The organism is Streptomyces sp. NPDC030809 (assembly GCF_055572195.1).
Genome location: NZ_JBVIDV010000013.1, coordinates 142,336 through 168,305, shown reverse-complemented (window position 1 = coordinate 168,305; position 25,970 = coordinate 142,336). Strand labels below are relative to the sequence as shown.

Annotated in this window: 21 protein-coding genes; 8 read left to right on the top strand and 13 right to left on the bottom strand. The window is 74.6% G+C overall.

The features are described 5' to 3' along the window. Window positions 1-144: 144 nt before the first annotated feature. From ACZ407_RS19040 to ACZ407_RS19010, 7 genes are all read right to left on the bottom strand, one after another. The gene (locus tag ACZ407_RS19040; protein ID WP_468129582.1) at window positions 145-972 is read right to left on the bottom strand and encodes an SAM-dependent methyltransferase; all 828 of its coding nucleotides are present in this window, start codon (window positions 970-972) and stop codon (window positions 145-147) included. A gap of 35 nt (window positions 973-1,007) precedes the next feature. Continuing rightward, the gene (locus tag ACZ407_RS19035) at window positions 1,008-3,284 is read right to left on the bottom strand and encodes a cytochrome P450 (protein ID WP_468129580.1); all 2,277 of its coding nucleotides are present in this window, start codon (window positions 3,282-3,284) and stop codon (window positions 1,008-1,010) included. Between the two features lie 32 nt (window positions 3,285-3,316). Further along, the gene (locus tag ACZ407_RS19030) at window positions 3,317-4,501 is read right to left on the bottom strand and encodes an acyl-CoA dehydrogenase family protein (protein ID WP_468129578.1); all 1,185 of its coding nucleotides are present in this window, start codon (window positions 4,499-4,501) and stop codon (window positions 3,317-3,319) included. Window positions 4,502-4,667: 166 nt separating this feature from the next. Continuing rightward, window positions 4,668-6,197, bottom strand: coding sequence for a methyltransferase domain-containing protein (locus ACZ407_RS19025; RefSeq protein WP_468129576.1), 1,530 nt, complete (start codon window positions 6,195-6,197; stop codon window positions 4,668-4,670). 182 nt (window positions 6,198-6,379) lie between these two features. Beyond that, on the bottom strand, window positions 6,380-7,999 hold the full coding sequence (gene cmdF / locus ACZ407_RS19020; RefSeq protein WP_468129574.1) for a tyrosine 2,3-aminomutase: 1,620 nt from the start codon (window positions 7,997-7,999) through the stop codon (window positions 6,380-6,382). Between the two features lie 98 nt (window positions 8,000-8,097). Continuing rightward, window positions 8,098-10,539 carry an amino acid adenylation domain-containing protein gene (locus tag ACZ407_RS19015; RefSeq protein ID WP_468129572.1) on the bottom strand — a complete coding sequence of 814 codons (2,442 nt, stop codon included), beginning with the start codon at window positions 10,537-10,539 and terminating at the stop codon, window positions 8,098-8,100. Window positions 10,540-10,799: 260 nt separating this feature from the next. After that, on the bottom strand, window positions 10,800-11,081 hold the full coding sequence (locus ACZ407_RS19010; RefSeq protein WP_468129570.1) for a hypothetical protein: 282 nt from the start codon (window positions 11,079-11,081) through the stop codon (window positions 10,800-10,802). 352 nt (window positions 11,082-11,433) lie between these two features. On the opposite strand from ACZ407_RS19010, the gene ACZ407_RS19005 reads away from it, so the two are divergent. Genes ACZ407_RS19005 through ACZ407_RS18995 form a run of 3 tightly spaced genes read left to right on the top strand, consistent with a single transcriptional unit; the run spans window position 11,434 to window position 14,196 of the window. Further along, on the top strand, window positions 11,434-12,993 hold the full coding sequence (locus tag ACZ407_RS19005) for an MFS transporter (RefSeq protein ID WP_468129568.1): 1,560 nt from the start codon (window positions 11,434-11,436) through the stop codon (window positions 12,991-12,993). 2 nt (window positions 12,994-12,995) lie between these two features. Beyond that, window positions 12,996-13,403: a hypothetical protein gene (locus ACZ407_RS19000; RefSeq protein WP_468129566.1), complete on the top strand. Its 408-nt coding sequence runs from the start codon at window positions 12,996-12,998 to the stop codon at window positions 13,401-13,403. Next, window positions 13,390-14,196 (top strand): 4'-phosphopantetheinyl transferase family protein, encoded by an 807-nt coding sequence (locus ACZ407_RS18995; protein WP_468129564.1) that lies wholly within the window; start codon window positions 13,390-13,392, stop codon window positions 14,194-14,196. The genes ACZ407_RS19000 and ACZ407_RS18995 overlap by 14 nt, the downstream gene beginning before the upstream one ends. A gap of 549 nt (window positions 14,197-14,745) precedes the next feature. Here the strand turns inward: ACZ407_RS18995 and ACZ407_RS18990 are convergent. From ACZ407_RS18990 to ACZ407_RS18980, 3 genes are all read right to left on the bottom strand, one after another. Continuing rightward, a complete protein-coding gene (locus tag ACZ407_RS18990; RefSeq protein ID WP_468129562.1) occupies window positions 14,746-15,720 on the bottom strand; it encodes a proline dehydrogenase family protein in 975 nt (324 codons plus the stop codon). A gap of 68 nt (window positions 15,721-15,788) precedes the next feature. Next, the gene (locus ACZ407_RS18985; protein WP_468129561.1) at window positions 15,789-16,658 is read right to left on the bottom strand and encodes a hypothetical protein; all 870 of its coding nucleotides are present in this window, start codon (window positions 16,656-16,658) and stop codon (window positions 15,789-15,791) included. Between the two features lie 330 nt (window positions 16,659-16,988). Next, window positions 16,989-18,218, bottom strand: a complete 1,230-nt coding sequence (locus ACZ407_RS18980; RefSeq protein WP_468129559.1) for a helix-turn-helix domain-containing protein — start codon at window positions 18,216-18,218, stop codon at window positions 16,989-16,991. Window positions 18,219-18,492: 274 nt separating this feature from the next. Between ACZ407_RS18980 and ACZ407_RS18975 the strand changes: the two genes are divergently transcribed. The 5 genes from ACZ407_RS18975 to ACZ407_RS18955 all read left to right on the top strand — a co-directional run bounded on the left by ACZ407_RS18975 (window position 18,493) and on the right by ACZ407_RS18955 (window position 21,949). Next, entirely contained in the window at window positions 18,493-19,098 is a 606-nt protein-coding gene (locus ACZ407_RS18975) for an acyl carrier protein (RefSeq protein ID WP_468129557.1), read from the top strand. A gap of 408 nt (window positions 19,099-19,506) precedes the next feature. Next, the gene (locus tag ACZ407_RS18970) at window positions 19,507-19,686 is read left to right on the top strand and encodes a hypothetical protein (RefSeq protein WP_468129555.1); all 180 of its coding nucleotides are present in this window, start codon (window positions 19,507-19,509) and stop codon (window positions 19,684-19,686) included. A gap of 3 nt (window positions 19,687-19,689) precedes the next feature. Further along, a complete protein-coding gene (locus ACZ407_RS18965) occupies window positions 19,690-20,445 on the top strand; it encodes a thioesterase II family protein (RefSeq protein WP_468129553.1) in 756 nt (251 codons plus the stop codon). A 14-nt stretch (window positions 20,446-20,459) separates the two neighbouring features. Then, the gene (locus tag ACZ407_RS18960; RefSeq protein ID WP_468129551.1) at window positions 20,460-21,014 is read left to right on the top strand and encodes a carboxymuconolactone decarboxylase family protein; all 555 of its coding nucleotides are present in this window, start codon (window positions 20,460-20,462) and stop codon (window positions 21,012-21,014) included. 14 nt (window positions 21,015-21,028) lie between these two features. Further along, window positions 21,029-21,949 carry an oxidoreductase gene (locus tag ACZ407_RS18955; protein WP_468129549.1) on the top strand — a complete coding sequence of 307 codons (921 nt, stop codon included), beginning with the start codon at window positions 21,029-21,031 and terminating at the stop codon, window positions 21,947-21,949. Window positions 21,950-22,128: 179 nt separating this feature from the next. Here the strand turns inward: ACZ407_RS18955 and ACZ407_RS18950 are convergent, their stop codons facing one another. The 3 genes from ACZ407_RS18950 to ACZ407_RS18940 form a co-directional block, all read right to left on the bottom strand. Then, window positions 22,129-23,604: a multicopper oxidase family protein gene (locus ACZ407_RS18950; RefSeq protein WP_468129547.1), complete on the bottom strand. Its 1,476-nt coding sequence runs from the start codon at window positions 23,602-23,604 to the stop codon at window positions 22,129-22,131. Window positions 23,605-23,770: 166 nt separating this feature from the next. After that, window positions 23,771-25,006 carry an ATP-grasp domain-containing protein gene (locus ACZ407_RS18945; RefSeq protein WP_468129545.1) on the bottom strand — a complete coding sequence of 412 codons (1,236 nt, stop codon included), beginning with the start codon at window positions 25,004-25,006 and terminating at the stop codon, window positions 23,771-23,773. After that, complete coding sequence (locus tag ACZ407_RS18940) at window positions 25,003-25,968, bottom strand: PLP-dependent cysteine synthase family protein (protein WP_468129543.1); 966 nt, start codon at window positions 25,966-25,968, stop codon at window positions 25,003-25,005. Before ACZ407_RS18940 ends, ACZ407_RS18945 begins: the two co-directional genes overlap by 4 nt. Window positions 25,969-25,970: the final 2 nt, after the last annotated feature.

Here is a 25,970-nt window from a genome sequence, read left to right as displayed (position 1 = left end):
TCCCCGCTTTTCCTCGTGCTCTTCCCCCTCCCCCCCCCTTCCCCTCTCCCCCCCCCCCCCCCTCCTTCTTCTCCCCCCCCCCCCCCCCCCCCCCCCCCCCCCCCCCCGGTGCGGTGCCGGCCCGGACGGGGCGGTGCGGGGCGGTCAGCCGCGCGGCTTGCGCGCGGTGACGATCCCGTACGTGACCCGGTCGGCGCCGGGGCTGAAGAAGTCGGTCAGGGAGTCCTTGAGCCCCGACACGATCTCCTCGCCGAAGGCCGAGGCCAGCGTGTCCCGCTGGGCGTCGGCGGACTCCACGTACTTCGGGCCCATGCCGAAGACCCGCGGCCCGCACTGCGTGAACTCCTCGATCTCGAAGCCCGCCGCGCGGAAGTCGGCCACCCAGTCGGCCACCGTCTGGAGCCGGGGCAGCCCCAGCTTCCCGCGCAGCTCCTCCCGCTCGGCCGCACCGAGCGCGTCCGCCGCCATGTAGTCGGCCATGGCGAGCGCACCGCCGGGCTTCAGGACCCGGCGCAGCTCGGCCAGGGCCGGCGGCAGGTCCACCGCGTACATCAGGGACTCCACGGCCAAGACCGCGTCGAAGGTCCCGTCGGCGTCCGCGAGTTCCGCGTAGCTGCCCTGCCGGAAGGAGACCTGCTCCTCCAGGCCCAGCTCGGCCGCCTTCTTCGCGCCCGAGTCCGCCTCGTACCGGCTGATGGTGACCCCGGTGACGCGGACGCCGGACTCCTGCGCGATCTGGACGGCCGGACCGCCCGGACCGCAGCCCGCGTCGAGCAGGTGCTCGCCGGGCCGCAGTCCGAGGGTCTCCGCCACCTTGCGCGTCAGCCGCCGGGACGCCTCCGGCATCGGGGTGCCGTCGCCGGCCCCGTACCAGTAACCGAGGTGCGCCTGACCGGCGTTGAAGACGTCGGAGACGGGGGAGGACTGGTCCCACCGCTCGCCGCTGTCGCCGGGCCGCTCGTGCTCTGTCATGTCTGCCTGCCTCGCGTCTGCGGCGTGCGCCGCGCTCAGTACGTGATGACGGCGCGGAACCGGACCTCGCCCTTGGCCAGCCGGGCGACCGCCTCCGCGACCTGCTCCTTCGGGAAGGTCTCCACCAGCGGGGTCACCTCCCCGTCGGCCACCAGCCGCAGCGCCTCCTCGAGGTGCTCCAGGCCGTTGTGCGTGGCGCCGATGATCTTCTGCCGCTGGGCCCAGACCGGGCTGGCCGGGCTGATGGTGAAGGAGCCCGCCGGGTCGATCGTGGCCAGCACCAGCCGGCCGTTGACCCGCAGGCCCTGCAGCGCGTCGGTGGCCGCCTCGTACGAGGTGCCCGTCACCAGGATCACGTCGGCCCCGCCGGCCGCCAGCAGCTCCGCACCGTCGCCGACGACGAGGTCGGCGCCCAGCTCGCGGGCCAGGCCGTGCTTGTCGGCGGAGCGGGTGACCGCCACCGTCTCGTGGCCCAGCGCACGGGAGAACTGGAGGGCCAGGTGGCCCAGTCCGCCGATGCCGAGGACAGCGATGCGCTCGTGGGGCTGCGGCTCGGCGGCGCGCAGCGCGCTCAGGGCGGTGTAGCCCGCGCACAGGATCGGGGCCGCCGTGTCGTAGGTGACGCCGTCGGGGATGAGCACCGTGGAGGCGGCCGTCACCGCCACGTACTCGGCGTGCCCGCCCTGGGTGGTGATGCCGGTCATCACCGGCGCGGCGCAGTTCATGCCGGACTGGCCGGTGAGCGGCAGCCCCAGCTCGCAGTACGAGCAGGCGCCGCAGGTGCCCTGCACCCAGGTCGCGCCGACCCGGTCGCCCACCTTGCGCGTGGTGACGCCCTCGCCCACGGCCACCACCTCGCCGGCGGCCTCGTGGCCGACGACCACGTTCTCGCCGGGCGGGAAGGGGAACGAGCCGTCGGTCAGCGACAAGTCGTTGTGGCACAGGCCCGAGGCGTGCACACGGATGAGCACCTGGCCGGGACCGGCCTCCGGCCGCGGGATCTCCCGGATCTCCCAGGCGGCGCCCACCTCGGGGACCACGGCAGCCTGCATCGTCGCGGCGGAGGCGTCCGCGGACTGCGCCGCGGCCGCCGTGTCGAGGTGCACCGGCAGCGTGTCGAGGCCGTTCATGATGAACGTGCCCTGCGGGGCGAGCTCCTCAGGCGCCACCGCCAGTCCCAGCCGCGGGAAGCGCTCGAACAGCGCGGCGAGCGCGATCTCCGCCTCCAGCAGGGCCAGCGGCTGGCCGATGCAGCGGTAGACGGCGTGCCCGAACGACAGGTGGGACTTGTCGGCGCGGGTGATGTCGAAGACGTCCGCGCTCTCGCCGTGCACCTGCGGGTCCCGGCCTATCGCGGCGTAGTGCACCAGCACCGGGTCGCCCTTGGCGATGGTGACCCCGCCGATCTCGACGTCCTCGACGGCGAAGCGGAACGGCAGGTGGGCCACCGGGGCCTGCACCCGCAGGGTCTCCTCGATGGCGTCCTGCCAGCTCGCGGCGCCGCTGCGGACCAGCTCCAGCTGGTCGGGGTGCAGGAGCAGCTGGAGCACCGCGTTGGCGATCAGGTTCTTCACCGGCTCGGTGCCGGTGGCGAGCATGATGTGCAGGGTGCCCACCAGCTCGTCGTCGGAGAGCAGCGTGCTGTCCGCGGCCTGTGCGGCGACCAGGTCGCTGGTCAGGTCGGCACCCGGGTTGCGGCGCTTGCTCTCGGCGAAGTCCAGCATCTGGCGGTGCCAGCGCTCGACGTTGGCCGCCGCCTCCTCCGGGGAGATGCTGGTGTCGACGTTGACCTCGCCGCCGCGCAGCATCTCGGCGCGGTCCTCGGCCGGCACCCCGAACAGGTCGCAGATCGCGCGGGCCGGCAGCGGGTGCGCGTAGGTCGCCTTCAGGTCCACGGCCCGGCCGGCCGGGAGGGCGGCCAGCTCGTCCAGCAGCTCGGCCGCGAGGGCCTCCAGCGCCGGCCGCAGGCCCTCCACCCGGCGGGGGGTGAAGGCCTGCGAGCACGGCTTGCGCAGGCGGGTGTGGTCCGCCCCGTAGGCGGTCGTCATGTTGTCCATGAGGATCCACCCGATGAGCGGGAAGTCCTCACCGATCTCGCCGTCGACGTACGCGTCCCAGTGCTTGGAGCCGTCCTTGGAGAAGCGGTGGTCGGCCAGGACCTGGCGGGCGACGGCGTGGTCGGTGACCGACCAGGCCGTCACGCCGCCGGGCAGCTCCACCTGGGAGACGGGACCCTGGGCGCGGATCCGGGCCCCCTCGCCGTGGATGTCGGCGCCGGCGGGGTCGAGTACGACGGGGCAGCGGGTGTGCATGGTGAGGCCTCCGGTGGGGTGTGCGGCGAGGTTTACAGGTAGACGGTGTTGGGCTCCTGGCCGCACAGGATCCGGCCGTACAGCTCGTTGTTCGTGTTGGGGTGGAGGATCGCGTGCAGGTTCAGCGTCTGCACGTCCCGCTCGATGCGCTGGATCGGCACGGAGCTGTAGATGGAGGAGCCGCCGCTCGCCGTGTTGAGGATGTCCACGGCCTCCTTGGCGCGTGCACACACCGCACCGAGGTCGAGGCGGATGCGGGCGCGCTCCTCCAGCGTCCACTCCTCCTTGGCGGCGCCCTTGGAGTCCACGAGGTCCGCCGCCCGGTGGGCGTGGAAGCCGGCCTCGTCGATCTTGATCGTGGCCTCGGCGACCTGGAGGTGCGTCAGCGGCGCCTCCTGCTGGTTCTCGTAGGCGGTGTACGTGATCTTGCGGCCGGGCAGCCGCTCGAAGAACGCGTCCTTCGCGGCCAGGGCCAGGCCCAGCGCGGGGGCGGCCACGGTGGTGCAGGCGGTCGGCATGAACGGCGCGCTGTAGAGCGGGGAGCCGGCGTTGAGGACCGAGCGGTGCTGGCCCTGGAGCACCGGGACCATCGGGAGCACGCGGGCCTCGGGGACGAACAGCTCCTCCGCGATGGCGGTGATGCTGCCCGAGCCGCGCAGGCCGACGGTGTGCCAGTCGTCCACCAGGGTCAGGTCCTTGACCGGGATGGCCAGCATCACCGGCTGCGGGACGCCGTCCTCGCCGATGACCACGGCGGCGTTGGTGTTCCACTGGCTGTGCTGGACACCGGAGTTGAAGGTCCACTTGCCGTTGACCACGACACCGCCGGCGACCGGGCGGGCCATGGCGGTGGGGCTGAGGATGCCGCTGACGCGGACGTCCGGGTCAGCGAAGATCTCGTCCTGGACCTCGTCCGGGAACAGGCCCACCATCCAGGCGCTGATCGCGTACACCGCGGCGACCCAGGAGGCGGATCCGTCACCGCGGCCGAGCTCGGCGATGGTCTCGACGACCGTGCGCGCGTCGGACTCGTAGCCGCCGTAGCGGTGCGGCATGCGCATGCGCAGGATGCCGGAGTCGGACAGCGCCTCGACGGTCTCTTCGGACAGCCGCCGGCTCTCCTCGTTGGCCAGGGCGTTCTTCTTGAGCAGCGGGATCAGGCCGGTGGCGCGGGCCACGAGGTCGGTGCGCGACGGGGCCGGGAGCGAGGTCGTCATGCGAGTCTCCTGAAAACGGTGGAAGGGGGGAAGCGGAAGGCGGGGGCGGCGGTGCCGGTACGCAGGGGGAAGCGCGGTGCGGCCGCCCGCGGGTGCGGTGCCGGACGGTGCGGCGCGGTGCCGGGACGTTTCCGCAGCACCGCACCGGCCGGCCGGCGTCCTTCGGTCAGGCGCGCTTGCGGGCCGTGAGCAGGACGAACGTGCCGGGGCCGGACTCGTCGACGACCTCCAGCCCGGCCGCCTCCAGCCAGGCGTGGACCTGCGCGGTCTCGAAGAGCTTGATCCCGTCGGGGCTGCCCGGGAACGCGTGGGCGCCCTGGAAGTAGCGGTAGACCGGGTCGGAGCCCCAGCGCATCGTCAGCAGGGTGAGCAGGCCGCCGGGCTTCAGCACGCGCCCGACCTCGGCGAGGGCCGCGCCCGCGTCCGGCAGGGCCTGGAGCGCGTTCCAGCAGTTGACCGCGGCCAGGCTCGCGTCGGCCAGCGGCACGGCGAGCGCGCTGGCGCGCAGGGTCGCGACCTCCGGCAGGCGGGAGCGCAGGCCCGCCAGCATCGGGGCGATCAGGTCGAGCGCGATGACCCGGTCCTCGCCGACGGTCTCCGCGACCACGGCCGTCCAGCGCCCCGCGCCGGCGGCCAGGTCGAGGACCGGGCCCCCGTCGGCCTTGCCGAGGTGCTCGCGCAGGTAGTCGTCCTCACCGGTCGGGGTGAGCGCACCGTCCCAGTTCGCCCCCATGACCCGCAGGAACGCCGGGCGCAGCACGTTCTCGTAGTGGAAGCCGATGCCCGTCATGGCGGCCGCGTTCTGCAGCACGTCGTCCTCGCCGTGCGAGTCGGCGACCCCCGCCGACAGGTCCAGCACCCCGTACGGCAGCGGGAAGGCGTGCTCGCAGGCCGTGCAGCTCGCCCCGTCGGACGCGTAGGAGAGCTCCGCGCGGCACAGCGGGCAGCGCAGCACCCCGGCGAACCGGCTGAACTCCTCGATGCGCGGGACCGGCGGGTCGGCCGGCTTGGCGTCGGCGTGCGGGCTGGCGTCCGTCACGACCACCGGGTCCCCGTTGCGCAGCGCCCAGATGGCCTTGGCGCCGGTGTACGCGAGGACCGAGCGGGTGTCGCTGGCGTAGGTGGCCGCGAGGGCCTCCGGGCTCAGGTTCTTGATCCAGCCCTGGTCGAAGGCGAGCTGCCCCGAGTCGAGCTGCCACTCGTGCGGCGAGGGCCACACCCGGCCCAGGACGACGTTCTCGGGATCCAGCGGCGCCAGGCAGCGCTCCAGCCGGGTCCGGTCGTCGGCGGTCAGGTCCAGCCCTGCGGCGGCGGCGAGGATCCGCTCGCGGCCGTCCGACAGGTGCGAGAGGAGGTAGAGGAGCGCCAGGCGCAGCGGCCCGCCGGTCTCGGCGCGGGTCAGCAGCGCGAGGTACCGGTCGAGGCCCGCGAGGACGGCCGCGCGCAGCGAGCCGTCGGAGTCCGGCCGGCGGTCTTCGGCGAGCAGGCCGAGCAGGACGGCGAGATGGCCGCGGTGCGCGTCCGAGGCGTCGTCGAGGGCGGACACGAGGGCGGCCACCGCTCCGGCCGCGGCGTCGGTGGGCACTCCGCTCCGCCACACGGTGCCGACCAGGTCCACGAAGGCCTCGTCGAGTCCGTCGGACGGCGCCTGGAGGAAGGAGTGGAGTGCGGAGTCGGCCGTCGGGGTGACTGTCATGAGGGTGGCGCGTCCTTTCGTACAAGTTCGTACAAGGTCCGTGGAGTCATCGTCGTGGCGGCACCGGGGCCGCTTCATCTCCGGGATTGCTCTCGTCGGCCGCGCCCCGGATCCGGCTCCGGAACTGGCTGAGGCCGGTCCGCCGCGGTGGACAGGCGGACCGGCCTCGTTCGGGGGCGGGATCAGCGCAGCTCGGTGGCCGTCGCCTGGGTGACGGCGTCGAGGAACTCGCCGCGGGAGAGCGCGGCGGCGATCAGCTCGATGTCGTCGGCCATGTAGCGGTCGTTGCCCAGGGTCGGGACCAGCGCGCGGACGGCCTCGTACGTGGCCTTGGCGGCCGGGCTGAGACCGTCGTAGCGGCCGGAGACGTCCACCGCCTGGGCGGCGGCCAGGTACTCGACCGCGAGGATCTTGTTGTTGTTCTCCAGGACCCGGCGGGCGTTGCGGGTCGCGATCAGGCCCATGCTGACCACGTCCTGGTTGTCCGCGTTCGACGGGACGCTCTGCGTGGAGGCGGGGGCGATGGTCCGGTTCTCGGCCACGAGGGCGGTGGCCGGGTACTGGGCGCCGGCGAAGCCGCTGTGCAGGCCCGGGTTGCCGCCGGCGACGAGGAACTCCGGCAGGCCGTAGCTCAGGTGGCGGTTCAGGACGCGGTTGATCTGCCGCTCGGCGAGGACGCCGAGCTGGGTCAGGGCGATGGTGGTGAAGTCCATCGCGAAGGCGATCGGCTGGCCGTGGAAGTTGGCGCCGTGGAAGATCTCGTCCAGGCCCTCGAAGAACAGCGGGTTGTCGTTGGCGGAGTTGAGCTCGATCTCCAGCTTCTTCTCCGCGTGGTACAGGGTGTCGCGGACCGCGCCGACGATCTGCGGGATGGCGCGCAGCGAGTACGCCTTCTGCAGGTAGATCTCGGAGCGCTGGACGTTCTTGCCGCCCTCCTTGCTGTCCTGGAGCTCGCGGCGCAGGTCCTTGTGCTCGACGGTCAGCCTGCTGCCGGCCATCAGGGCGCGCAGGTTGGCGGCCGTGTCGATCTGGCCCTGGTGCGGGCGGGCGATGTCGTGGCCCTCGGCGAGGAACGGGCTGGTCGAGCCGCGCAGCGTCTCGATGAGCAGGGCGGTGACGATCTCGGCCTGGCGGGCCTGGGTCAGCGCCCGGTGCACCACGAGGGAGCCGACACCGGTCATGCCGGAGGTGCCGTTGATGAGGGCGAGGCCCTCCTTGAAACGGAGCTGGAGCGGCTCGATGCCCAGCTCGCGCAGCACCTTGCCGGTGGCCTCGCGGCGCCCGTCGCGCAGCACGTAGCCCTCACCGATCAGGGTGGAGGCCACGTGGGACAGCGGGGCGAGGTCGCCGGAGGCGCCCAGGGAGCCGATCTCCGGAATGGCCGGGGTGATGCCCTGGTTCAGGTAGAGGGCGAGGCGGGCCAGGATCTCGGGGCGCACCGCGGAGTGGCCCTTGGCGAGGGTGTTCAGACGGGCCGCGACAATGGCACGGGCCTCGTCCTCGGCGAACAGCGGGCCGACGCCGGCACTGTGGCTGCGCACCAGGTTGGTCTGGAGCTGCACCTCCTCCGAGACGTCCACCTGCATGTAGATCATCTCGCCGTAACCGGTGGTCACGCCGTAGATCGGGATGTTCTGCTCGGCGATGCCCTCGAAGATCTCCCGGCTCCTCTGGGCCTTGGCCACGGCCTCGGCGGTGACGCTGACGAGCGCACCCTCCTCGGCAACGCGCCGGACGGCGTCGATGGTCAGGCTCTCGCCGTCGAAGGCGACCGGAATGGTGTTGGTCTCGACGATTGTCAACGATCTCACTCCATCAAATAGGCGGGTGCCGGTGGGTGCCGGCGGGCCGCGACCAGGGACGTACGGGGTGCGGTGTCGGTTGGTGTGTCTGATGCGGTTCAGGCGAGCCGGGACCGGTCGACCTTTCCCGTGGCATTGCGCGGCAGCCGGTCCCCGCGCTCGACGAAGACCGTCGGCGGGGTGGCCGGGCCGAAGCGCGCGCGCAGGTGGGCGCGCCACTCGCGCACGCCGGCCGCGGCGCCGTCGGGGGACGGCTGCGGTACGACGTGCACGGCCAGGCAGTGGACGAGCCCCTGCGGGTTGGTGCGGGGCACGACGGCGCACTCGGCCACCGAGGGGTGGGTGGCCAGGGCGGCCTCGACCTCGGTGAGTTCCACCCGGTGGCCGAAGATCTTGACCTGGAAGTCCTTGCGGCCGCGGAACTCCAGCGCGCCGTCCGCCCGGCGGCGGGCCAGGTCCCCGGTGCGGTACCAGCCGGAGTCGGTCCGCTCCTCCGCCAGCGCCTCCACCGGCCGGAAGGCCGAGCGGTCCGCGCTGCCCAGGTAGCCGGCGGTCACGTACGGGGAGCGCACGACGATCTGGCCGGTGACCCCGGCCGGGCACGGCCGGTCCTCCTCGTCGAGGACCAGCACCTGCCGGCCCGGGATCGGCCGCCCGATCGGGACCGGGCCCCGCACGGGGCCGGTGACGGCGTGCCAGGTCGCGGCGATGGTCTCGGTGGGCCCGTACAGGTTGAACAGGCGTGCCGACGGGAGCACCGCCCGCAGGCCGTTCACCAGCTCGGGCGACAGGGCCTCGCCCATCAGCAGGATGTGCCCGAGGGCGGCCGGCCGGGCCTCCGGCCCCGTCGCCTCCAGCACCTCCAGCAGGGACCGGGCGAAGCTGGGCACCGTCTGGATGTGGGTGATGCCCTGCTCGGCCAGCCACGGCACCAGCCGGTCCGGATTCACCCGCACCCGCTCCGGCACCGGGCACAGGGTGGCCCCGGCCACCAGCGCGGCACTGAACTCGGCGATGGCGGGGTCGTGTTCGGGCGAGACCCACTGCGCCACCCGCGACCCCGGGCCCATGCCGAACCGGCCGGCCATCCAGGTCGCGAACTGGGCCAGGGCCCCGTGCGTCTGCGGGATGCCCTTCGGGCGCCCCGAGGAACCGGAGGTGAAGGCCACGTACGAGGTCCCGGCCGCATCGGCGCCGACGGGCGCGGCTGCCGCCACTTCAGGCGGAGTTGACGCGGAGGCTTCTGCGGACGCCGACGCGGAAGCCTCTGCGGACGCTGACGCGGAAGCCTCTGTGGACGCTGACGCGGAAGCCTCTGTGGACGCTGACGCGTCCACGAGTCGGCCCTTCAGCTCCCCCGCGTACCATCCCGCCAGCTCGTCCCCGGCCGCGTCGCCCTCGACGAGCATGCAGGCCGGGCGGAGCTGCTCCAGCAGGAGACGGCTGCGGCCGCCCGCCGTGCCCGTCTCCAGCCACAGCAGGGCCGCCCCGCTCTCCATGACGCCCAGCAGGGCCGCCGCGCGCAGCGGCCCGGCCGGCAGCCGCACCGCGACCGCCGTGTCCGGGCCCGCCCCGGCCGCCCGGAGGGCGGCGCAGATCCGCTCACCGGCCGCGACGAGGGCCGCGTAACCGGTCTCCTCGCCCTCCCAGCTGACGGCGGGCAGGGCCGATCCCACATGCCCCCGCACCAGCACCGGCACCGGCGGTACGGAGAACCCCGGCTCCGGGCGCAGGTCCGACTCCGCCGCAGCGGCGTCCAGCAGGGCGGCCGGCTCCAGCGGCAGCGCCGCCGCCGGCACGTCCGGAGTGGCCAGCGCCGCGTCCAGGAGGGTGTGCAGCTGCTCCAGCACCCGGCGGGCCGCGTCCTCTCCGTACCGCTCCGCGCGGTATTCGAGGAAGCCGCTCACCGACAGGTCCAGGGACTCCACGACCAGGGCCAGCCCGGCCGGGGCCGTGCCGTTGTGCACGGGCAGCGGGCGCACCACCGCCCCCGCGAGGCGCAGCCCCGACACCGCCTCCGCCCGGTGCGCGAACTGCGCGTCGTCCTGCGGCAGGAGGTACGGGTTCGCCCGCACCCGCGGGGTCTGGAGCACCAGCGAGCGGAAGTCCTCGGCGCCGCGCTCGTCCCCGGCGTACCGGGCCAGCAGCGCCCGGAACGCGGCCAGCAGCACGGCCTCCCGGGTCGCGCCCAGCTCGGCCGCCAGCCGGCCGGCCCGCCCGGCCAGCCGCTCGCCCCAGTCGAAGCGCAGGATCCCGCCGCGGCCGTCCGCCGCGCCGTCCTCTTCCGCGGCCGCCGGTGCCGCCGGTGCGCCCGGCCACGGGGGGGTCGTGGCCGGGCGCCCGCACAGGGCGGCCTCGTAGCCGTCGGAGAGGGCGGCGAGCAGCCGGGAGAACGCGAACTCGTCCACGGACGGCCGGTGCGCGACGAGCAGCAGCGCATGGTCGTCCGCGGCCAGCCGCACCACGTCCAGCCGGACGGGACGCGGGCCGGTGAATTCCGCCGGACGGGCGGCCCAGCTTTCGCACAGATCGCGGGCCATGTCATCGGCATTGTCGGGCGCGTGCGTACTCGTGTCGACGAAGCAAAGGGAATCGGGGTCGCCCGACAATGCCTTCCAGGAAGTGCGGAGGGCGGCCGTGTCGAGAGTTCCGGAGATCCGGTAGGCTGCATACCGGCTGAATGCCGGAGAGCACCGTACCGGTGTCACGGTCGGGGATGCCTTGGTTATCGTCGGGTCATCGGCCACGGAAGCATTCTCAAGTGCCGCCGGACCGCTTCGCTTCTCCTGAAATGCGGAGCTCACGGCCGCGGTTCCGCACTTGAACACGCGCTCGCGTAGGGGCGGGTGGTGACCTGCCGGAGGATCTCGCCCATCAGGCTGGCGGTGGACCGCTCGGGCCCGCCCGCCGGGAGCCGCACCGCGCGGCGCGGCTCCGGACCGACCACACCCTGCTCCACGAACATCCGGACCAGGGCGGTGGCGGCGCTGTGAGCAGTGGCGGCGCTGTACGCGGGGGACGCGGCGGCGGCCCCCCGGACGACGGCCGCGAGCGGGGCGCCGGCCGGGTCCGCGGCAGGCACGGGGGCCGGGTCCGCGGGCGCGGGGGCCGGGGCCGGGGCACCCGCCCCTGCTCGGGCGGGCCGTGGTTTCGTCTTCCGGTGAAGGTCGATCATAAGTGCCTCCCTTGCCGGGTCGGATTTGCATTCTGGGACCACCGGGTGAACGGCCGCGTCTTCTCTTGTGCGCACTCGGCAGGTTCGAACGCGCCTTTTCCCAAGTTCACCGGCACACTTCGCCAAGTTCCCTTGCCGGTCTTCGGGGGCGGTACTTGGATGGGGTGTGGTGGAATGCTGGGAAAGTATTCCGCGCCGGTCGACCAAGGGAATGCAGGATCCCGGGCCGGACTTCCGACTCCGAGAGGAATCACCGGACATGGCTGGGAGACTGTCCGCCTCCCCCCGGGCCGCACGGCCGGCGCCGGCCCCCGCCGCTCCACAGGGCCGCGGGCGGGCCCTGGCCTTCCTGCTCTTCGGCCCCTTCCTCGCCCTCTTCGACGCCTTCTGCATCAACCTGGCCGCCGCCTCGGTGGACCGCTCCATGGGCCTGTCCGCCTTCGAGTTCCAGGCCGTCGCCGCCGGCTACGGCCTCACCTACGGCCTGGGCCTGATCACCGGCGGGCGGATCGGCGACCTCACCGGCCGCCGCCGCGCCTACCGCCGGGGCCTGCTCTGGTTCGCCCTGGCCTCCCTGGGCTGCGGGCTGGCCTGGTCGCCCGGCGCGCTCATCGCCGCCCGCCTCGCCCAGGGCGCCGCGGCGGCGCTCATGCTGCCGCAGGTCCTCGCCCTGATCCGGGTCGCCTACCCGGAGCGGGACCGGCCCAAGGCGCTGGCCTGGTACGGGGTCGCGATGAGCCTGGGCATGGTCGGCGGCCAGCTGCTCGGCGGGGCCGTGCCCGGCTGGGACCTGGCCGGGCTCGGCTGGCGCCCCGTGTTCCTGCTCGCCGTACCGCTCTGCCTGATCGCCTGGGCCGGCACCGGCCGCACCCTGCCGGAGGACCGGACCGGCGGCCCGGACGGCGCCCCGGACGGCGGCCCGGGCGCCCCGGCGGGCGGCCGGACCCGAGAGCGGGCCGCCGGCGCCGCCTCCGGGATCGACTCCGCGGGCATCGTGCTCAGCGCCCTCGCCTACGTCCTGCTCCTGCTGCCCGTGGCCGCCGTGCGCGAGGTCCCGGTCCTGCCCGCGGGGGCCGCCCTGTTCGCCGCCGGGGCGGTGCTCGCCGTGGTGTTCGTACGCCGCCAGGCCGCCCGCGAGCGCTCCGGACGCCCCGCGCTGCTGCCCGTACGCCTCTTCCGCATCCGCCCGTTCACCCTCGGCGTGCTCCTCAACTTCACCCTCTACATGTCCACCGTGCCCTTCTTCGTCCTGCTCGGCCTCTACCTCCAGGAGCAGGCCGGACTGAGCCCCGCCGCGGCCGGGGCCGCCTTCACCCCGGTCGCCGCGGGCATCGCGGCCGGAGCGCGCCTCGGACCCGTGCTCTGGTCCCGGTGGGGGGCCGGCAGCCTGACCGCGGCGGCCCTGTGCACCTGCGCGGGCCTGGCCGGCGCCCTCGCGGTCGTCTCGGCCGCGGGCTCCGGCGCCCACGGGGCCCCCGCCACCCTGCTGCTGTCCCTCGCCGTGTTCGGGTTTGGGTCGGGCACCAGCGTGCCGCTCGTCGCCGGCATCGTGCTGGGCCGGGTGCCCGCCGCCGACGCCGGCGCCGCCTCCGGCGTGTTCATCGCCGCGCAGCAGCTCGGCGCCGCCGCCGGTGTGGCCGTCGGCGGAGTCTTCCTGTACCCGCGCACCGAAGGGGCGCCGCTGCACTACGTGCCGGCCCTGTGGGCCGCCCTGTTCTTCGCCCTGACCACCCTGGTCTGGGCCGTGCTGCTGCGGCCGCGCGGACGCCGGGGCGGGACTCCGCCGGCGCCCGCCGCGGCCGCCACCCGTGAGGAGTGACCATGCCCAACACCTCGGCGACGCGGCCCCACACCGTGCCGGTGCCCGACGCGACGTGTCTGCGCGGGCACGTGGACGCGCTCCGGCAGGACGCGCGGACCGGGAAGTGGACCCCCACCCCCCTGGAACGCAGCCTGGCCCGGCTGCTCGCCACCGCGGCCGCCGGGACCGGCCTGCCGGCGGCCTGGCTGGTACGCGCCACCCTGCGCGAGGGGGCGATGGCCCTGATCCAGGAGAACGGCGGCCGGTTCGCCCTCCTCCTGGCCGAACTCATCTCCGTACTGGAGCAGTTGGAGGAGAGCGAACCGATGGGCCACGCGGCGGCCGGCTGGGACCGCACCGCCCACGAGGTCGTGGAGGACGCCTGCCGCCTCGTCGTCGTCACGGCCGAAGACCATGGCACGTGCTGAGCTGGCCCTTCCGGCCGCCGGAACCGGCGCCCGTCCCGGCGCGGAGCCCTGCCGGCCCCGCCTGCTGACCCCCGGACTCCCCCTCGGGCTCCGGCCCGCCCCCGCGGACGGGGTCCGGGTGTGGCTCGCCGACGCGACCGTGCGCCCCGCCGTGGTCGAACAGCTCGGCCGCGCCGTGCTGGACGAGGCGGAGCGGGCGCGCGCCGGCGTGCTGCGGCGGGCCCCCGACCGGCGCTGCTACGTCACGGCCCACGTCGCCCTGCGGCTGCTGCTCGGCGCGCAGCTGGGCATCGCGGCCGGGCAGGTGCGCTTCCGGCACGAGGCCTGCCCGTGCTGCGGCGAGCCGCACGGCCGGCCCGCCCCCGTGCTGCCCGGCGGGCCGCCGCTGCACTTCTCCCTCTCGCACAGCGGGGACCTGGCCCTGCTCGCGTTCGCCGCCGTGCCGGTGGGCGTGGACGTCCAGACGGTGGGCACCGCCGAGGCCACCGAGGAGGTCCGGGGCATCCTGCACCCGCGGGAGGAGGCGGAACTCACCGCCTGCCCGCCCGCGTTGCGGCCCGAGGCCTTCACCCGGGCCTGGGTCCGCAAGGAGGCCTACCTCAAGGGCCTGGGCACGGGACTGGCCCGCAGCCCCGCCCTCGACTACCTGGGCACCGGCCCGCAGGCCCCGGACGGCCCGGCCGGGTGGCGGGTCCGCGACGTGTCCGTCCCGCCCGGCTACGCGGCGGCCGTCGCGGTCCGCGAACCCGCCTCGGCGGCCCGCCACGCGGGCGGATCCCTGCGCGCGGCCTGAGGGCGGCGGCGGGCCGGGAGCGCGGGCCCCGGGATCGCCGTTCCGGGGACGGGGAGTCGGTCGCGGGCGGAGCGCACGCTCGGGTCCGGGCCCGGAGCCCCGGCGGTGGTCGGGTCCTGGCCCTGCCGGAAGTTCGGGAGCCGGGTCGGGGCCGGAGACGGGCCGTGGGGGTCGGAGGCGGGTGGTGGGGTCCGGGCCCGGAGTCCCGGCGGTGGTCGGTCCGGGCCCTGCCGGAAGTTCGGGAGCCGGGTCGGGGTCGGAGACGGGCCGCCGGGCCGGAGACCGGCGGGGGGTCCGGGCGGAGCCACCGGTCGGGTCCGGCCCGGAGCCGAGGAGTCGGGTCCGGAGACCGGCCGCCGGGCCGGGCCGGGGCGCGTGGGCCGCCGGTCGGGGCCGGGGCCTGGCCCGGCCCCGACCGGTCCGCCGGGTGCCGCTCGCCCCCTCGCCCGCGTGCCTGCGTACGTTGTCCGGCGCAGCGGCGGCCGCCGCGGTCGGCTCGCGGCGCGGCGGGGGCCGGCGGCAGCACGGGGGCGCCGGGCAGGATGCGGCTCAGTAGCCCGACTCGGGGGCGAGGTCGCCGCCCGCGCCGATGTCGGCGAGGGCGCTCAGCACCATCGGCGGGTGCTCGGTCAGGCGCTGGAGCAGGTGCAGCCACCAGTTCGTGCCGTACGTGGCGTAGATCCGCGTGGTCAGGCCCGCCTCCCGGTAGCGGTGCAGCAGCCCGGGCTGCACCCCGTACAGCATCTCCACCTCCGCGGCCCGCGCCAGCAGCCCGCTCTCCCCGGCCGCGGCGAGCACCACCGGATCCTGCGTGGCCAGGCTCAGCCGCACGCCGCCGTCCACGAGCCGCCCGGCCAGGGCGAGGAAGCGGTCGTCGAGCGCGGGGCCGCGCCCCAGGGCGAGTTCCGGCGGCTCCGGGAAGGCCCCCTTGACCAGGCGGACCATCCGGCCGGGCCGGGCCAGCCGCTGCACGTCGCCCTCGGTGCGGTGCAGGTGGGCCTGGAGGGTGATGCCCAGGTTCGCGTACCGGCCGGCCAGGTCGGCGTGCACCGCCAGGACCGCGTCGACCGACGGGTGCCGCTCCATGCTGAGGACCACCTCGCTGCCGCGGGAGGCCGCGGCGGCGGCGATGCGGCCGGTGTTCTCCGCGGCGAGCTCCCGCGAGACGGCGAGGCCCACCTGGGAGAGGTCGAAGCCGATCCGGTCGGGGGCCCACTCGTGGGCGAGCAGGTGCAGGTACTCCGTCACCACCCGCTCGACCTCCGCCGGATCGGCGTTGTCGTGCGCGGGTCCCGCGAACTCGGCCGTCACCCGGTAGCCCTTGGCCCGCAGGCCCGCGATCTGCGTGAGGAACCCCTCCCGGTCGGAGGCCAGTACGTAGCGCCGGGCGGCGGGGGCCAGGAGGTCCTGGAGCGCCGATCCGGGGGCGGCGAAGGCGGCATGGCACCGGGGATCGCCGGCGAGCTTGCGCAGCCCCTCGGCCGCCGCTTCCAGGAGGGCGCGCTGGGAGAGTTCTCGGGTCATGGCAGCGCCTCGGCAATCTTCTCGGTACGGGGGGACCGCCTGTGGTCCGGCCCGTGGGGCGGCCGGCCTCAGACGGGGGATCCGGTGCGGCCGCGCGGCCGGGGCTCCGGAGGCGCGGTGCGCTCCCGGGCCGTCAGCTCGCGGATCCGCCGGCGGTCGCGGTCCAGCTGCCGCCGGGAGCCGTGCAGGGTGTGGACGACGGTGCGGGCGCGGCCGCAGGGGTGCGGTCTGCTCCCGAACCAGTAGACGGACGGAAGGGATTCGAGCGCGCCGGCCGCGGCGGGCGCGAGCCGGGGCGCCGGACCGCCGCCGGGGACGGCGGTCTCGATCACCTGGGCCTCGCACCGCTTCTCGTAGCTGCGCCCCGCCCAGTGCCGGAGGAAGGTGTCCGGTTCGAGGCAGGCGAGGGCCGTCAGGTCGGCCTGGTTGGCGCCCAGGCACAGGTCGTCGTAGCCCGGGAGGACCGCCTCGCCCGGGCCCGCCGCGGCCTCGGCCAGGACGGGACCGCCGGGGCCGAGCGCCACCCGGGTGCGGGCGGGCCCGTGCTCGATGCCCAGGGCGTCGAGCACGGTGTGCGTGTACGCGACGGCCTCGGCGGCGGGGCCGCGGTCCGGGGCGACGAGGGTGGTGTGGCCCCCGGGGCCGGGCGCCCCGCCGGGGCGGTGCCGGCGGCGGACCGAGACCACGTGGCGGCGGCCGTCCCGGGAGACCGTGTCCACGCTGTACTCGGTGCCGTACGCGGGCTCCGCGGCCGGACCGGGTCCCGGCCCCGCGCCGTACGGGCGGAGGCCGTGCGGGTGCGCGGCGGCCCGGTCGTTCACGGGCAGCCGGAGCAGCCCGGTCAGGTCGGCGGCGAGGGCCAGCCCGGAGTCGTGCCCGGCCAGGACGCAGTGCGGCCGGTACGGGGCCAGCCGGGCGGCGGTCTCCGCGGGGTCCACGGCCGGCCCGCTGCGTACGTGAAGGACGCGGACCCCCCATTTGGCAAAAGCTTGGGCCCATACATTGCCAAATATGCCAGCGTCTACGAGGATGGCGGAGCCGGGATCATGGCTGATGAGCGCGGTGCGTGCCATTCTGCCCTCCCCTCCAGCCCTGGCCGCAGAGATCATTTTCGCGATTGGGGTTTCCAGTTCTTGGCAAGAGTTTGCCACAGGTCGGTGTGGCTGGCAACGACCGTGCCGCCACCACCGCGCACGACAGCGCCCGGCGCCCCCGTGTGGGGGGCGCCGGGCGCTGTCGTGCGGGCCGGTACGGGTGCGTCGGAGGGATCAGGCCTGGCTGCGGCTCTTGCCGCGGGCCTCCATGAGGCATTCGGCGGCGAGCCGCCAGATCTCCGCGGCCAGGTCTATGTTCGAGCTCTCTTGGGCCTCCAGGGCGAGCCGCTGCAGCCCGGCCAGCCCCTCGTCCTCCTCGCCGTCGAGGATGCGCAGCTGGTTGGCGAGCACGTCGAGGCGGATCCGGGTCTGGTACGACAGCCGCAGCTCGGAGCGGGCGAGCCGGTCCAGGAGGGCCCGCGCGTCCGGCAGCCTGCCCTCGGCGAAGGCGAGCCGCGCCCGCAGCACCGCCAGCGCCTGCTCCAGGGCGGGGGTCCGGGCGAACGGCAGGCCCGACTCGGCCGCCTCGATGCACCGCTGGGCCGCGTCCAGGTCCGGGGGCAGCTTCTGCAGGTGCAGCTCGGCCATGGCCACCCGCAGCCGCAGCCACAGGGTGAGGTTCTCCCGGCTCTCGAAGCCCTCCAGGGCCCGTTCCAGCAGCTTCTGGGCGCCGGCCACCTCGCCCTGGCGCATGTGGAGCGCGGCCGCGGTCCACAGGGCCTCGGCCCAGAGCGCGTCGGTGCGGCCCTCGACCAGCACCGTCAGCTCGTCCGCGTGCTGGCGGGCGTCGGGCAGCCGGCCGGACTCCGCCTCCACGGAGACGAGGGCCACCAGGGCCGCGGCCACGTCCTGCGAGGACGCGGCGTGGTCGCGGGCCAGCCGGTAGGCGGTGGTGGCGGCCTCGACGGCCGGGACGATCTCACCGGTGACGCGCAGCGAGCGGGCGTACTGCGTCAGCGCGCGCGAGCGCAGCTCCGCCAGCCCGATCTCCTCGCTCACCTTGACCAGCTCGTCCAGATAGGCGCGCTCGGCCGCCTGCTCGCCGTGCCGCCGCTTCCACTGGGCCAGCAGCCACAGGGCCTGCCAGCGCAGCATCGGGTCCTGGCCGCGGGCGGACTCCAGGGACTCGGCGAGCAGTTCGCTCGTCTCGTCCGACTCCAGCGAGGTGGCCAGGGACAGGCTCTGGGCCAGCGAGGTGGCCTTCGACTCCTCGAACTCCGCGGGACTGATGCCGAGCTGGGCGGCCAGGTGGGCAACGGCGCGCTCGGTCGGCTGGCGGGCGCCGGATTCCAGGCGCGACAAGTAGCCGGTCGACATGCCGTCGCCGGCGAGGGTGGCCTGCGAAAGGCCCCGCTCGGTCCTCAGCTGCCTCAGCCGACGACCGAAAGATGGCTGCTCCAGCACGTTTATGCCCCAACGGTGGATTGACTTCGTGGTTCCGGGCCGGACCGTTTTGCCGTTGCCGTGTCACATGATTCGTGGTTCTTGTGCCCAGGGTATCCAAAAAACGCGCAGCTTAGCAAGGTGTCGCATGGCCTGGCCTGCGATTCTCCGCTGTGAGCGCAATGATCGAGGCAACCTCCCTTGTCGCGGACCTTGGCAAGTAGTTGTCAAGTTGGCGTGATTGTCGTACGCTTCTTGGCAACATCAGCCGACGATGCCCACAGGAGTGGCGTAAATGACCTGTGACAGCTCTGCCGTCATCGCCGCCTCCGGCACCTCGGCGCGCACCCCCGGCAGTCATCGCGACGAGGCCCGCGAGGTGCGGGAGTTCATGACCGCGGCCTGGAGCGACCTGCTCCGCTGCACCGGCCTGACCGAGCACTCCGACTTCTTCGCCCGCGGGGGCGACTCCCTGCTGATGACCCGCCTGGTGCGGCGGATCGCCGTGGAGTACGGGGTGCTGGTGTCGGTCCACGACATGTCCTGCCGCAACCTCGGCGACCAGGCCGACCTGGTGCAGTCCTTGCGCTCGCGGGCCCGGGGCCGCGCCTCCGGGCGGCGGGCCGTGCGGCCCGGCGAGGTCGAGAGGTTCGTGGCCAAGGCGTGGACCGACCTCCTCGGCTGCCCCGAGCCGGGCGAGCAGGCCGACTTCTTCGCCCTCGGCGGGGACTCCCTCCAGATGACCCGTCTGGTGCGGCGCATCGCCAAGGAGTTCGGCGTCACCGTACCCGTCCACGACATGCTCGCCGTGCCCACCGTGGGGGCGCAGAGCCGCCTGGTCGCGGCCGCGCTCGCGGCCGGCCCGCGGCCCGCGCTGACCCTGCCGGGGCGCGTGTCCTGATCTCCGCCCGCGGCCCGCCGTGCGGCCTGCGCCGCGCGGCCCGCCCCGGGCGGCTCCGCCGCGCTCCCGCACCCCGGTGGGCCCCCGCCCTCCCGGGGCGTCCTCCCCTGCATCCTTCCTGCTCAGGCCCCGGACCGCCGGTCCGGGGCCCGCCCGCGTGCGCCCGCCCGGCGGGCGCACGCCGGCTCCTCCCGTCCCGGAGTGCGTCCCGGCGTCCGGCCCCGCCCGCTGCCCTGCGGCCCCCTCCTCGGGGGCCGTTTTTCATGACACCGGTGGCCGGTTTGCGCTCCACCCAGGCAAGTTGCCAAAGTCTGGCAAATGTTTGCCAAGCCGGGTCGGGCTTCGTTAGCGTCTGCCTCCATCAGGCCCGTACGGCCGCTCAAGCACCCGCTCTGCCAAGGAGAACCCATGCGAACCGTCATGCACGCTGCCCGGATGTCCGTCGTGGCCGGTGTGTTCGGCCTGGTCGCCGCGTTCGCCGCCGCGCCGAGCTTCGCCTCCGGCACCGGTGCCGACATCGACTGGCCGGTCGTCCCGAAGACGGGCCTGACGTCTTCCTCCTCCGGCGAGAACATCGACTGGCCCTGACAGATGACCGACTGGCTGCAATGCACCACCCCGCGGCCGGAGGCAGCGCGAAGGCTGGTCTGCTTCCCGCACGCGGGGGGCGTGGCGGCGTTCTTCGCCCGGTGGCCGGAAGGGCTTCCCGACACCGAGGTGCACGCCGTCCGCTACCCCGGCCGCGCCGAGCGCGCAGCCGAACCCTGCGCCACCGACCTGCACCGGCTGGCCGCCGACATCGCCCGGGCCGTGGCCCCGCTCGCCGACCGCCCGCTGGCCCTCTTCGGCCACAGCATGGGCGCCTGGCTCGCCTTCGAGTGCGCCCGGGTGCTGGAGGCGGACGGGATCCCGCTCGACCACCTCTTCGTCTCCGGGGCCGCCGCCCCGCAGACCCGGGTGCGGCCCGACACCGGCTTCGCCGACCTCGACGACGGCCAGTTCGCGGAGGCCCTGGTGGACTTCGGCGGCACCCCCGCCGAACTGCTCGCCGAACCGGTCCTGCTCAAGCTCGTCTTCCCGTACGTACGGGCGGACTTCCGGCTCGCCGGCAGCTACGTGTACCGCCCCGGACCGCCGCTGTCCTGCCCGCTGACGGCCATCGCCGGGGACGTGGACCCCCTGCTCCAGACCGGAGACCTCGGCGCCTGGGCGCTCCAGACGCGCGGAACGTATGGTGATCGCACCGTCGAAGGCGATCACTTCTACCTCGCCGCTCGGCCGCCCTACGCACTCCTCTCCGGGCTCCTGGCACAGAGCGGGCCCGGTTCGCTGCACGACCTGAGCTGAAAAGGACCTGCACCATGGCGCACATCAGGCTCGACAACGACCTCCCGGGCATCAGCGGGCTGATGGCCCAGCGGCCGGACACCGCGGAGCCGCTCGGCATGCTCGCCAACGCCCTCCTGCGGGCGCCCTCTTCGCTCACCCCGGGCGAGCGCGAGCTGATCGCCGCGTACGTCTCCGAGCTCAACTCCACGAGCTTCTGCTCCGGTTCGCACAGCGCCTTCGCCGCCGCCCAGCTCGACGGCGGCGAGGAGCTCGTCAAGGCGGTCCTCGCCGACCCCGCGACGGCTCCCGTCGGCGAGAAGCTGCGCGCCCTGCTCAAGGTGGCCGCCGAGGTCCAGGCCGCCGCGCGGGCCGTGGCCGACGAGACGGTGGCCGCCGCCCGCGCCGCCGGCGCCGACGACCGCGACCTGCACGACACCGTCCTGATCGCGGCGGCCTTCTGCATGTACAACCGGTACGTCAGCGGGCTCGCCACCGCGCTCCCCGAGGACCCCGGCTACTACGCGGAATCCGCCCGCCGCATCGTCGCCGACGGCTACGGGCGCTCCCCGCAGCCGCAGGCCGTCTGAGAGGAGTCCGCGCCATGGGCGCCAACCGCACGTGGACCACGGCCGACGTACCCGACCAGAGCGGCCGCACGGCCGTGGTCACCGGGGCGAACTCCGGCCTCGGATTCCAGGCGGCCAGAGCGCTCGCCCTGCGCGGCGCCCACGTGGTGCTCGCCGTACGCGACACCGAACGCGCACAGACCGCCGCGGCCCGGATCCGGGCCGCGGCGCCGTCGGCCGCGCTGACCGTCCAGCGGATCGACCTGGCCGACCAGGCCTCCGTACGCGACGCGGCCAAGGAACTGAACGACTCCTTCGGCCGCATCGACCTGCTGGTCAACAACGCCGGGGTGATGTGGACCCCCGGGGCCCGCACCGCCGACGGGCACGAGCTGCAGTTCGCCACGAACCACCTCGGGCACTTCGCCCTCACCGGACTGCTCCTGGACCGGCTGCGCGCCGCGCCCGGAGCCCGCGTGGTCGCGGTCAGCAGCTACCTGCACAAGTTCGGCCGGATCGACTTCGCGGGCCTCGCCGCCGGGCGCGTCCCCGACCGCTTCACCGCGTACAACCAGTCCAAGCTGGCCAACCTGATGTTCGCCCTCGAACTCCAGCGGCGCCTGGCCGCGGCCGGCGCGGACACCCTCGCGGTCGCCGCCCACCCCGGCCTCGCCGACACCGGCCTCGGCCGGGACATCCCCGCCGTCGTGCGCCGCCTGGGCGCCCCGCTCGCCCCGCTGTTCCTCCAGAGCGCGGAACAGGGCGCCCTGCCGCTGCTCCGCGCGGCCACCGACCCCGCGGTGCAGGGCGGCCAGTACTACGGCCCGCTCGGCCTCACCGAGACCCGCGGGCACCCCGGCCCCGTGCGCCCCCGCCGCTCGGCCCGCGACCCGCGGGTCCGGCTGCGGCTGTGGGAGGAGTCCGAGCGCCTGACAGGCGTCGCGTACGGTATCTGAGCCCGCCGGGGCGGCCCCGCCGCCCCGGCCCGCATCCCCGTGTCCCGTATCCCGTACCCCCGTACCCCCGCACCCCGCCGCGGCCTCCGTGCGCGGGTGCGGAAAAACACCGGAGCCGGGCCGCCCCAGCGGCCCGGCTCCCGTGCGTCCCCCCGCACCGGAGTGCGGGGGGACGGCCGTCAGACGATCTCCATCTGCGCCATCATCCCGATGTCGCTGTGCTCCTGCAGGTGGCAGTGGTACATGTACACGCCCTTGTAGCCGGTGAACGTGGCCTGCACCCGGACGGTCTCGCCGGCCCGGACCAGGACGGTGTCCTTGAGCCCGTTCTCGCCCGGCAGCGGCGGCTTGCCGTCGCGGTCCAGCACCCGGAACGGCACCAGGTGCATGTGGAAGGTGTGGTCGATCGCCCCGAACGGGGTGTCCGCCGGGTCCGCGTTGTAGATCTCCCAGATCTCGGTGGACCCGATCGGGATCGTCTGGTCGATGCGGCCCGGGTCCCACGTCTTGTCGTCGATGGCGAACTCCTCGCCGGACGCCGACAGGGAGAGCTTGATCTTGCGGACCTTCGTGGCGGGGCGCAGCGCCGGCAGCGGCCGCAGCTGGGCCGGCACCCGGCTGGTGTCCGAGGCCGTGCGCACCACGTCGAAGCGGAGCACCGCCTCGTTCTGCCGGGTGTCGTTGAGGATCAGCCGGTCGCCGACCTTGTTCTTCGAGAAGTCGACGACGACCTCGATGCGCTCACCCGGGGGCAGCAGCAGCCTGGTCCGCGGCAGCGGGGCCGGGAGCAGGCCGTGGTCGCCCGCGATCTGCTGCACCTCCAGACCGCCGAAGTCCAGCTCGACGATGCGGTGCAGGGTGGCGTTGAGCACGCGGAACCGGTACTTGCGGGCGGCGACCTGGAAGTAGGGCTGGATCTTCCCGTTGGCCAGCAGCGTGGACGGCTCCGGGCTCGGCTCGAAGATCATCCCGCCCTCGGAGTCGAACCGCGCGTCGGAGACCAGCAGCGGGACGTCGTACGCGCCGCAGGGGAGGTTGAGCGCCGCCTCGTCCGCACCCTCGATCAGGTACAGGCCGCGCAGGCCGCGGTAGACGTGCTCGGCCTCCTTGTGGTGGGTGTGGTCGTGGTACCAGAGGGTCGCGCCGGGCTGGTTGTTCGGGTACTCGAACAGGCGGGAGGTGCCGGGCTCGATGAGGTCCATCGGGTAGCCGTCGCTGCTCGGCGCCACGTGGCCGCCGTGCAGGTGCACGGTGGCCGCCCGGTCCAGCTTGTTGACGTACCGGACCTTGGCGGTGCGGCCGGACTTGGCGCGGATCGTGGGGCCGAGGAAGGTGCCGCCGAAGGTGAGCACCGGCGTCCGGTAGCCGGGGAAGATCTCCGTGGTCGACGCCTGGAGGGGTATCTCGTAGAAGTCGGTGTTGTCGATGGAGGCGACCGGCTTCAGCGAAGGCGGCAGCGGCATCCGCTGCGAGAACGGGGTGATGGGCGGCGGCGGTCCGGCCGCGGCGGCGTTCTTCGCCTTGGCCGGCGCACCGTGCTCGTGGTGGGAGGAGTCGGTGTCGGCGGCGGCCATCGCCGCCTCGCCGACCGGCCACAGCATGGCACCGCCCGCCAGCGCGCCGCCCACGGCCAGCATCCGTCGTCTGTTCAGCATTCGTATCCCCCAAGGGAGCACCCGGTTGGTCAAGGAGCGGCGCCGGGCGCCGGGGCGCGGCGCGCACGGTCCGCCACGCGATCCTCACACCGCCGACACGACCGGTCCTCTTCGAAATTGCTCTGTTTTAGGGGGAGTTGGGGGGCCGGGGGAACCAGGTGGGGAATCAGTGCACGTCGAGGCCGCCCAGGAACCACTTCGTGAGGTCCTCGATCCGCGCCTCGACCTCGGCCCGCCCGGCCCCCTCGACGAGGAACACCGCCAGGAAGTCCCCCGAGTGCGAGGACTCCGCCAGCACGTCGCCCTCGGCCGCGAAGTACGTCTGCTTGAACACCCCCGGCGGCCGGGAGGCCGGGTCCGGCAGCCGGTGCAGGGTGCCCGGCCGCATCATGAACGCCAGCTGCCCCGCGGCCGGCTCCGGCGCCCGCCGCCCCGGCACCTCGGCCGGCAGACCGAACTGGCGCAGCACCGGCAGCTGCGCCGGATCCAGCCCGAACATGTGCCGGTGCAGGTCCCGCACCCCGGCCCCGCCGGCCCGGCAGGCGGCCTCGCACAGCACCAGCTCGTCGTCGGGCGTGCGGAACACCTCGATGTGGAAGGCGAAGTCGGCGGGCCCGCCCAGCGCCTCCAGCACCCGCCGGCCGAAGCCGACGAGGCGGTGCGCCATCGGGTCCCCGGCGTCGAGGGCGATGTCCACGCGGCCCGTGCGGTCGGTGTAGTCGGCGAGGGCGTACCGGTACTGCGAGGGCCAGATGGAAGCCGTCCCACCGCCGGTCACCACCCCGTCGATGTGGCACATCGCGCCCTCGACGAACGCCTCCGCCAGCCAGCCCGGCTCCCCGTCCGCAGCGGTGAGCGAGGCCTGTGCGGCCCACCCGTCGAGCTCCTCCTGCGTCCGCAGGATCCGCAGCCCGATCGAGCCCGCGCCGCGCCGGGGTTTGACCACCACCGGCAGGCCGTGCTCCCCGGCGAAGGCGCCGAGGTCCCCGGCCGTGCGCAGCAGGACGTGCGCGGCCACCGGAATGCCCGCCCGGACGGCGGCCCGCTTCATCTCCCACTTGTCGCGGTAGGGGACCGCCGTGTCCGGCTGCTGGCCGGGCATCCCGAAGCGCGCCCGCAGCAGCGCCGCCCGCTCGATGTCCCGCTCCGCGCAGGCCACGATGTCGGTCACCCCGTACGTGCGGATCAGCTCGGCGGCCCGCTCCTCCACCCAGGGGGTGTCGGCGTCGTAGTCGCGCACCGCCTCGGCGTGCACGTACGGCGGGAAGTCCGGCAGCTTCTCCCCGAAGGAGGCCAGCAGCTCGGCGGAGGCCAGCAGCACCAGCTTGGCGCCCGTGGGGGCCAGCCACTCGTGGTAGGGGGTCGCGGCCAGCGAACCGCGGTGCAGGATCAGGACGGTCATGCGGCGGGCTCCTCGTTCCAGATGCTGACGTAGCGTTCGCCCGTGTCGGGCAGGACGGCGACGATCGTCTTCCCGGCGTACGCGGGATCCCGGGCCAGCTGCCCGGCCGCGAACAGCGCGGCTCCCGCGGAGACCCCGACGAACAGGCCCTGGCTGCGGAGCACCGCCCGGGCCTCGGCGGGCGCGGCCTCGTCGGGCACCGTGACCACCCGGTCGACCAGCGCCTCGTCGGTGGTGGGGGCGACGAAGCCGCCGTTGAGTCCGGGGATGCGGTGCAGGCCGCCGCAGCCGCGGGAGAGCACGGGGGAGTTCTCCGGCTCGACCGCCACGATCTCGATCTCCGGGTTGCGCTCCTTGAGGTAGCGGCCGGCGCCGCTCAGCGTGCCGCCCGTGCCGACGCCGGCGACCAGCACGTCCACCTTCCCGGCGGTGTCGGCCCAGATCTCGGGGCCGGTCGTCTCGTAGTGGGCGAGGACGTTGTCGTGGTTCTCGTGCTGGCGCGCGTACCAGGCGCCGGGCACCTCCCGCTCGATCTCCTCGGCGCGGGCGATCGCCGCGGCGAACCCCTCCGAGCCCGGGGTCTGCACCAGTTCGGCGCCCAGCGCCCGCAGCAGCCCCTTCCGCTCGGGGGTGGCCGTGTCGGGCAGGACCACGATGCAGCGCAGGCCGCGTACGGCGCACAGCGCGGCCAGCGCGATCCCCGTGTTGCCCGAGGTGGACTCCACCACGGTGGACCCGGGGCCGATGTCCCCGCGCTCCTCGGCGGCCCGCAGCAGGTGGCGGGCGGCCCGGTCCTTGACGCTGGCGTACGGGTTGGCGGCCTCCAGCTTGGCGAGGACCTCGACGCGCGGATCGGCCCCCGGCAGGCCGAGGCGGACCAGGGGGGTGCCGCCGATCAGGTCCTCGACGCCGTCGGCGATCCGGCGCACGCCGGACGGCGCCGGCGCGGTGGTGGTGGTCATGG